Raw genomic sequence first — 8,399 nt, forward strand, 5'->3', positions numbered from 1 at the left:
TCATGCCGGTACCTTCTCCGGGTCCGCAGTCTCCTCCCGTACCTCGACCCGCCGTAGCGTCACCGCTGCCAGCACCGCCGCCCCTACCAGCAGCACCGCCCCCGCGATCGCCGCCGCATGCATGCCGCGGGTGAAGGCCTCGCGGGCCGCTGTTGCCAGGACGTCGCCCGCCCGCTCCGGGAGCTGCCGGGCGATGGCCAGCGCGCCCCCGAGCGTCTCGTCGGCCGAGGCTGGGGCCGACGACGGCATCTCGTGGCGGTAGATCGCCGTACCGATGGCACCGAGCACCGCCATGCTCAGCGCGCCGCCGAACTCGGCGGCCGTCTCCAGCAGGGCCGAGGCCGAGCCCGCCTTCTCCACCGGAGCGGTGCCCAGGGCCAGGTCGGCCAGCTGGGACATGACGACGACGGCCCCGCAGGCCAGGGCGGCGCACGCGCCCAGCAGCAGCCACAGGGAGTCCGTGTCCGTGAGGACCAGCAACCCGTAACCGCCCGCGGTGGTCAGAAAGCCGCCGGCGACCACACGCGCCCGGTGCACGCCCCGCCGCACGAGCTGGGATCCTGCCACTCCCGCGAAGCCGATGGGCACCGACGGCAGCAGGCTCCACAGCGCGGCCTCCAGGGCGCTCTTGCCGAGGACCGACTGGATGTACTGCGTCGTGAAGTAGGCGGACCCGATCATCCCGAAGGCGGCGACGAGGTAGAGGCCGAGCGCCGGGGCGAAGCCGTGGCCCCGGAACAGCGCCGGTGAGATCAGCGGGGACGCGATCGTGCGCTGGCGGTGGACGAAGAGCGCGGCGAAGAGCAGGCCCACGGTCACCGACAGCACGTACCCCACGTTCCAGCCCTGGGACGGGATTTCCTTCAGGCCGTAGATCACGGGCAGCACGGCCGCCAGCGACAGAGGCACGCTCAGCAGGTCGAAGCGGCCGGGCTCGGGGTTCCTGGCCTCGGGCAGCAGGGCCGGTCCGACGGCCAGGAGCAGCACCATCGCGGGCAGGTTGACCAGGAAGACCGAGCCCCACCAGAAGTGCTCGACGAGCACACCGCTCATCACCGAGCCGAGCGCGATTCCGGCCGTCATCACGCCGGACCACAGGCCGACCGCCTTCGCGCGCTGGTCCGAGTCCGTGAACATCGTGCGGATCAGCGCCATCGTGGAGGGCATCAGGGTCGCGCCGCCGACGCCGAGGAGCGCGCGGGCCGCGATCAGGGTCTCGGCGCTGTTCGCGTACGCCGCGAGCAGCGAGGCCGCGCCGAAGGCGGCCGCGCCGAACAGCAGCAGCCTGCGGCGGCCGATGCGGTCGCCGAGGGAGCCCATCGTCATCAGCAGGCCGGCCAGCACGAATCCGTAGATGTCGAAGATCCACAGCTGCTGGGTGCCGCTCGGCTCGAGGTCCGCGCTGATCGCCGGGATCGCGAAGTAGAGGACCGAGACATCCATCGAGACCAGGAGCAGCGGAAGCATCAGCACGCCCAGGGCGGTCCATTCGCGGCGCCCGGCTCGGGCGCCCATGGAAGAGCTCGTCGAGTTCGTCATGTCGGCGACTGTACGGCCGTCTTATACGCTTGTCTAGAACGATTGTATAAGACTGCCGTATAGGACGGTTGTATGGATCGGAGTAGGGTGGCCCGCATGGGACACCGTGAGGATCTGCTCGAAGGCGCCAAGCGCTGCCTGCTGGCGAAGGGGTTCGCGCGCACGACCGCGCGCGACATCGTCAAGGAGTCGGGGACCAACCTGGCTTCGATCGGCTACCACTACGGCTCGAAGGACGCGCTGCTCGCCCAGGCGTACGTGTCACTGGTCGAGGGGATGGGCGACGCCTTCGACGGGGACGGGACCGCCATGAGCACCACCGAGCCCGGATCCCTCGAACGGTTCCAGGGGGTGTGGTCGAACATCGTCGGCACCATGCGGGATCCGGGTTCGATCTGGCACCTCAGCATGGAGGTCCTGGTCATGGGCGATCAGATGCCCGAGGTGCGCGATCACCTGGCGCTGGCGCAGCGGGAGGCCGCGCGCGGGCTCATTCCGCTGCTCATGGGCGGGCGCGAGGAGGACGTCCCTGACGAGACCGTGGACACCCTCGGCATGTTCTACGTGACCCTGATGACAGGGCTGATCGCGCAATGGACCTTCGACCCGAAGACCGCGCCCGGCGCGGAGCAGCTCACCGAGGGACTGCGTCAGGTGATCGCCTCAGTCATGAAGGAGTGATCCGCCCGCCCCGCATCTCCAGGGCGCGGTCCGCGAAGTGCCGTACGACCGCCCGGTCGTGGCAGATGAACAGGTAGCCGAGCCCCAGCTCGTCCTGGAGGTCGGCGAGCAGGTTCAGCACGCCGGCCCGCACCGACGGGTCCAGGGCCGACACCGGTTCGTCGAGGACGAGCAGACGTGGATCGGAGGCCAACGCCCGGGCGATTCCGGCGCGTTGGCACTGGCCGCCGGAGAGCTCGTGCGGGTGGCGGTCCCCGTACGACGGGTCGAGGCCGACGCGGTCGAGGAGTTCGGCCACGCGGGCGGGGCCGTCCTCCGCGTTCCAGCGGCCCTGGACCTTCAGCGGTTCCGCCACCGCGTCGCGGATACGGTGACGGGGGCTGAGAGAACCGTAGGGGTCCTGGAAGACGGGCTGCATGCGCGGGCGGAGAGGACGGAGTTCGCGTTCGGTCAGGGCCGTCAATTCGCTGCCCTCGAAGCGGACTTCGCCGTCGTCCGGGCGGCGCAGTTGCAGGACCGCCAGCGCGGTGGAGGACTTGCCGCAGCCGGAGGGGCCGTTGAGGGCGAGGGTCTCGCCGGCCTCCAGGGCGAAGGAGACGTGGTCCACCGCGGTGACGGGGCCGTAGCGGACGACGAGGTCGCGGACGTCGAGCAGTGCGTGACTCATGCGGGCTGCCTCACCTGGAACAACTCGACGGCGGGATCCGGGACTTCCTCCCAGCGGTGGCAGGCCACCAGCCGCTCGTCCGCCGGCCGCGGCTCCGGTTCGGCCTCGTGGCAGGCGTCCGCCGCGAGTGGGCAGCGCGGGGCGAACGCGCAGCCCGGCGGGAGGGCGCCCGGGGCGGGCGGGGTGCCGGGGAGGGTGGGCAGGCGGCGGCCGTGCGCGTGCTCCGGGAGCGAGGCCAGCAGGCCCGCCGTGTAGGGGGCCAGGGGGCGGGCCAACACCTGGTCTGTCGGGCCGAGTTCGGTCAGACGTCCGGCGTACATGACGAGTGCGCGGTCCGCGTGCTGCCGTACGACGTCCAGGTCGTGCGTGACCAGGACGAGCGCGGCGCCGACCGCCTCCCGCTGCTCGCCGAGGACGCGCAGCACCTGGTCGCGGCGCTCCTCGTCGAGGGCGGTGGTCGGCTCGTCGGCGACCAGGACGTCGGGTTCGTTGATCGTCGCCATCGCGATGACCGCCCGCTGCCGCATGCCGCCGGAGAACTCGTGCGGATACGCCCGCGCCTTGCGTACGGCGTCCGGGATGCCGACGCGGTCGAGCGCCGCCACCGCCCGGGCCCGCGCCTCCTTGCGGGACACGCCGGCCACCGAGCGTACGGCGGCGGCGAGCTGGTCGCCCACGGGGTGCACGGGGGAGAGGGCGGACAGGGCGTCCTGGGGGACCAGGGCGATCCGGCGGCCGCGCCGGGGCACTAGGTCCGGATCACCGAGGAGCCGGATGTCCCCGGTCGTCGTCGCACCGCGCGGCATCATGCCCAGCAGCGCGCGGGCGGTGAGGGACTTGCCCGCGCCCGACTCTCCGACGATCGCGAGGACTTCGCGCGGACGGACGTCGAAGGACAGGCCGCGGACGGCCTCGACGCCGTCGAAGGCGATGCGGAGATCGCGTACCGAGAGCAACACCTCAGACTCCAACGGGGGCCTCCTTCGCCACCTGAGCCGTCTTCCTGACCCGCGTGACCTTCCGGCCCTGCGCGTACGCCGCCCCGGACACCGCCAGCCCCGCCAGCAGGGCCAGTGCCACCGCGGGGGCGAGGGCCGCCCACGGGGCGCGTTCCACGTAGGCGCGGGACTCGTCGAGCAGCAGGCCCCACTCGGGGGCGGGCGGCTGGGCACCCAGGCCCAGGAAGCCCAAGGAGGCCAGGGCGAGGGCGATGCCGGGCAGGCGGAGGAGGGCGTGCCGGGCGACGGGCGCCGCCACGGACGGGAGCACATGCCGGGTGAGGATCCACCACGGCGGAGCGCCGATGGCCCGTTGGGCGGTCAGGAACGCCGACGCGCGCACCTCCTGCACCAGGGCCGCCGCGTGCGCGGACAGCGCGGGCCAGGACAGCAGAGTGACCGCGAGGGCGGCGCCGCCGGTGCCGGGTCCCACGACCGCCGCGACCAGGATGCCGACGATCACCGGGGGCAAGGCGTTGGCGATGTCGGCGGCCCCGGCGGCCACGCCCGGCAGGAAGCCCAGCGTCAGGGCGATCAACAGCCCGAGCAGACAGACGGCCGCCGCCGTGCCGACGGTCGAGGCGGCCCCGTGACCGAGACGGGCGAGCACGTCACGGCCAAGGCCGTCGGTGCCCAGGGGGTGCGACCAGGAAGGAGCGGAGAGGCGGGCCGTCGTGTCGATCGCGTAGGGGTCGCGCAGCAGGCCCCAGCCGATGGCCACGGCAAGCACGGTGAGCAGGGTCAACGGGATCGCCGGGTGGGTACGGACCGGTCGGACCGGCGGCAGGGACAGGCCGGCGTCACGCAGGGCCGGGCCCAGCAGCCGACGCCGTACCAGAGCGGCCAGCGCACCGGTGACCAGGCCGAGGGCGAGGAGGGCGAGGATCGCACCCTGGAGCAGCGGCAGGTCCTGCGACCTGGCCGCGCCGAGGGCCGTGCGCCCGATGCCGGGCACCGCGAACACCACCTCCACGGCGACCGCGCCACCGGTGAGACCGACGGCGGCCATCCCGAACTGCGGGACCAGCGGTGGCAGTACGCGCCGCAGGGCGGCCCCCGCGATCCGTGCCCGGTTGACTCCCGCGCCCCGCCACAGCTCCACCCACCGCTCGTCCAGCACGGCGGGCAGCGCGTCCGCGACCAGTCGGCCGAGCAGGCCGCCCGCCGGAACACCGAGGGCGAGCGCGGGCAGGACCATGTATTCGGGCCCCACCCACCCGGAGGTCGGCAGCCACCCCAGCCACACCCCGCACACCAGCAACGCGACCGTGGCCAGCAGGAACTCGGGTACGGCGGCCAGCATCGCGGCGAAGGCCCCGGCCGATCCCCGCCCCCGCACCAGCACGGGCGCGACCAGGACGACGGCCAGCAGCAGCGCCACGCCGAGGGCCGCGGCCATCAGCCCCAGCGACACCTGCAGCCCGGAGACGACGGACGGCAGCACCTCGCTCCCCGACACCCAGGACGTGCCGAGGTCCCCGCGCAGCAGGTCGGCAGCCCAATGTCCCAGCAGAGACAGGGGACCGGCGTCCAGTCCGAGGTCCCGCCGGATGGCGTCCAGGGCCTCCCGTGTCGCCTCCTGTTCGGCGGACCGCGCGCGCAGCACGGTCAGCGCCGGGTCCTTGCCGGAGAGCCAGGGCAGCAGGCCGACGACGGCCAGCACGGCGACCAGACAGAGGATGCGGGTCAGTCCGGCGACGCTGACCAACGCCCTTGTGCGCACGCTCACTTGACGTAGGTGCCCGCCGTGACGAGTTCCCGCTCGCGCGGGTCGTGGGCGGCGCCGACCACGCCGGCGGCGTCGCCCTGGATCACTCGCTCGTGGAGCATCGGCACGGCCGCGTCGGTGGCGAGCACGGCGGCCTCGGCGGCGATGATCGCCGCGCGTCGCGTGTCGCCGACCTTGGTCTCGCCGGCCTTCCGCACCGCCTGGTCCACGGAGGGGTCAGCGAGCTTGGAGAGGTTGAACGTGCCGTTGGAGGCGAAGTCGCTGTGCAGGTACGCGACCGGGTCGCCGGAGTCGAGGACGGTGGCCCGGGAGAGGATGAACGCGTCGAACTCGCCCGCCATCGCGTCGGATTCGATGTTCGCGTACTCGCGGATGTCCAGCTTCACCTTGAACCCGGCCTTCTGCAGCTGCTGTTGCAGGGCCGCGGCCACCTCGGGCAGTTCGGCGCGGTCGGTGTAGGTACCGATGGTGACGGCCTTCCCGGAGGGGCCCCCGGCCTTGGCCCGAGTCACCGGCTTGCGCAGCTCGGCCGCCCACGGAAGGGCGGGGCCGAGCAGCCCCTCGGCGACGTCGGCGCGTCCCTCGTACACGCCCGTCGCGAGCGACTCGGCGTCGATGGCCTCCCGTGCCGCCGCCCGCAGCGAGGCGTCCTTGAAGACGCCCTTCTCGGTGTTGAGGTACAGCGTGTTGGTGCGCGGCATCGGGACCTCGGTGATCAGGTCCTCCTCGAGCAGCGCGGCCTGCGAGACCGGGACCGCCTCGACGATGTCGGCCTCGCCGCTGCGGAGGGCGGCGGCACGGGCGGTCCCGTCCGGCACGAACTTGACGTCGATCCCCGGGGCCTTGGCCTTACCGCCCCAGTAGGCGTCGTAGCGGTCGAGGGCGGCGGAGGAAGTCCCGTTGACCTTGGTGAGCTCGAAGGGGCCGGTGCCCGCGCCGACGGGGTTGACCGTCTTCCCCGCGTAGGCCTTCTCGGCGAGGATCGACAGCTGGGGCGAGCTGAGCCGCTGCGGGACGAGAGGGTCCTCGGTGCCGGTGGTGACGACGACGGTGTCGGCGTCCTGGGCCTTCGCCGTCAGCTCGACGCCGTCGAGGATGCGGGGCTTGGGGGCGGCGGTGGCGGCCTTGCTCAGGGACCGTACGACTGCCTCGGCGGTGAGCTTCGTACCGTCGTGGAAGGTGACGCCGTCGCGTATCTCGAAGGTCCAACTTCGTCCGGCCTGCGTCCACTTGGTGGCGAGCGACGGCTGGGCATCACCGTCGGCGTTCAGCTTCACCAGGGTCTCGGCCGTCGACCAGCGCGACAGCTTGAACGCGTCGTCGGACAGCGGGGACAGCCCGGAGCGCGGGGGCTGCATCATCGCGACACGGATGCGCTTGCCGCCTCCTTCGGCGTCCGTGGCCGACTCCGTACCGGAGAAACAGCCGGTGAGCAGGGCGGAGGCGGCCGTGAGGGCGGTGGCGGGGAGCAGGCGGCGGGCGGGGAGGCGCACGGGACCCTCCGGGTAAAGGGGCGGTCAAAGGCGATAGCGCAGACCGTAGCATGATGACAATCATTTCCAATAATCTGTCCGAATGTCATATGTAGTGACGGGCGTGCCGACGTGAGTGACGACGTGCGCGATGGCTGCCGCGGCGTCCTGCGCGATGTGGGTGGGCCGGTAGGTCGTCTCCGTCCACGGCCGGCCACCCGAGACCCACACGCTGCGCGCTCCGATGCCCTGCGCGCCACGGATGTCGGCGTGCGGCGCGTCGCCGATCATCCAGGCGCCGTCCAGTGCGGCGCCGACGGAGGCCGCCGCCGCATGGAAGATCTCCGGTGCGGGCTTCTTGTGGCCGACGGCCTCGGAGATCACCCAGCCGTGGACGAGACGGTCCAGCCCCGTGTTCCGGATCTTCGTCTCCTGCTGGGCCACACGCCCATTGGTGACGACGGCGCAGACCCATCCGTCGGCGACCGCCGTGCCCAGCGCCTCGCGGGTGGCCTCGGGCAGGATGACGCGCTCGGCGGCGCCCCGGTCGAGGAGTTGGTGGACAGCGCTCTCCGGGAGGCTGCCGTCGTAGCGCTCGGACATGGCTCGGGCGACGTCCTGACGCGGCGTGTAGCCGCTCGCATCCAAGCGCATCAACCAGTCGAGGTCGGCCTCGGGCAGGGCGTGTTCGGCGAGAAATTCGGCCGCCGCCTTCCGGAAGGAGGCATCGCGGTCGACGAGTGTGTTGTCGAGGTCGAGCAGTAGCAGCGGCATGGCTATAGGGTCCGCGCAACGTTTGGCCGTTGTAACGGGAGGTCGACGACCAGGACGTCGAGAGGCCGGCCGAGGCGTCCTGGACGAGCGTGCACACTCGGGCCACCTCCCTGACTCTTCTTGGTCAGACCGCCCCGAGTTCTTACAGCCGCGCCCCCTTCAGCGCCATATGCAGCAGCAGCCGATCCTCCCCGTCGTCCAGGTCCAGGCCCGTGAGCTGCTCGACGCGGGAGAGGCGGTAGTAGAGGGTCTGACGGTGGATGCCCAGCTCGGCGGCCGTGCGGCCCGCCTGGCCGGCGCAGTCGAGGTAGACCTCGGCGGTGCGGGCGAGTTCGCGGTGGGTGGGGGAGAGGAGGGTGCGGACGGCGGGGTCGTGGGTCGCCTCCGGGGGCAGGGAGGTCAGCAGGCGGTACGGGCCGATGGACGCCCAGTCGGCGATCGGGCCGAGGTGCGGCTCCGCCAGGGCGGCGCGGGCCGCCGCCGACGCCTCCCGCCAGGCGGCGCCCAACTCGGCGAGGCCGGTGCGCGCGGCGGCGATC

The 8,399-nt window shown here is 72.5% G+C and carries 8 protein-coding genes; 1 reads left to right on the forward strand and 7 read right to left on the reverse strand.

The window, feature by feature from the left end; genetic code table 11:
• Positions 1 to 1,539 (reverse strand): MFS transporter, encoded by a 1,539-nt coding sequence (locus CLM62_RS24940; protein ID WP_095752132.1) that lies wholly within the window; start codon positions 1,537 to 1,539, stop codon positions 1 to 3.
• Positions 1,540 to 1,635: 96 nt separating this feature from the next.
• On the opposite strand from CLM62_RS24940, the gene CLM62_RS24945 reads away from it, so the two are divergent.
• The gene (locus CLM62_RS24945) at positions 1,636 to 2,220 is read left to right on the forward strand and encodes a TetR/AcrR family transcriptional regulator (RefSeq protein ID WP_095752133.1); all 585 of its coding nucleotides are present in this window, start codon (positions 1,636 to 1,638) and stop codon (positions 2,218 to 2,220) included.
• On the opposite strand, the gene CLM62_RS24950 is transcribed toward CLM62_RS24945, so the two are convergent.
• From CLM62_RS24950 to CLM62_RS24975, 6 genes are all read right to left on the reverse strand, one after another.
• Entirely contained in the window at positions 2,207 to 2,887 is a 681-nt protein-coding gene (locus CLM62_RS24950) for a dipeptide/oligopeptide/nickel ABC transporter ATP-binding protein (RefSeq protein ID WP_095752134.1), read from the reverse strand. The genes CLM62_RS24945 and CLM62_RS24950 overlap by 14 nt on opposite strands.
• Positions 2,884 to 3,858 (reverse strand): ABC transporter ATP-binding protein, encoded by a 975-nt coding sequence (locus tag CLM62_RS24955; RefSeq protein WP_095752135.1) that lies wholly within the window; start codon positions 3,856 to 3,858, stop codon positions 2,884 to 2,886. Before CLM62_RS24955 ends, CLM62_RS24950 begins: the two co-directional genes overlap by 4 nt.
• Complete coding sequence (locus CLM62_RS24960; protein WP_257004075.1) at positions 3,848 to 5,614, reverse strand: ABC transporter permease subunit; 1,767 nt, start codon at positions 5,612 to 5,614, stop codon at positions 3,848 to 3,850. Before CLM62_RS24960 ends, CLM62_RS24955 begins: the two co-directional genes overlap by 11 nt.
• Entirely contained in the window at positions 5,611 to 7,107 is a 1,497-nt protein-coding gene (locus CLM62_RS24965) for an ABC transporter substrate-binding protein (protein ID WP_095752137.1), read from the reverse strand. The genes CLM62_RS24960 and CLM62_RS24965 overlap by 4 nt, the downstream gene beginning before the upstream one ends.
• 60 nt (positions 7,108 to 7,167) lie before the next feature.
• A complete protein-coding gene (locus CLM62_RS24970) occupies positions 7,168 to 7,860 on the reverse strand; it encodes an HAD family hydrolase (protein WP_095752138.1) in 693 nt (230 codons plus the stop codon).
• 142 nt (positions 7,861 to 8,002) lie between these two features.
• Positions 8,003 to 8,399, reverse strand: a 397-nt coding sequence (locus CLM62_RS24975; protein WP_143659141.1) for a CdaR family transcriptional regulator, incomplete at its 5' end; no start/stop codon positions are given.

Origin of the sequence: Streptomyces sp. SA15 (genome assembly GCF_002291145.1) — a bacterium.
Classification (GTDB): domain Bacteria; phylum Actinomycetota; class Actinomycetes; order Streptomycetales; family Streptomycetaceae; genus Streptomyces.

Bases quoted from the DNA above. Each gene is read 5' to 3' on its own strand.
- CLM62_RS24950 (WP_095752134.1), bottom strand. From the start codon at position 2,887: ATGAGTCACGCACTGCTCGACGTCCGCGACCTCGTCGTCCGCTACGGC.
- CLM62_RS24940 (WP_095752132.1), bottom strand. From the start codon at position 1,539: ATGACGAACTCGACGAGCTCTTCCATGGGCGCCCGAGCCGGGCGCCGC.
- CLM62_RS24945 (WP_095752133.1), top strand. From the start codon at position 1,636: ATGGGACACCGTGAGGATCTGCTCGAAGGCGCCAAGCGCTGCCTGCTG.
- CLM62_RS24970 (WP_095752138.1), bottom strand. From the start codon at position 7,860: ATGCCGCTGCTACTGCTCGACCTCGACAACACACTCGTCGACCGCGAT.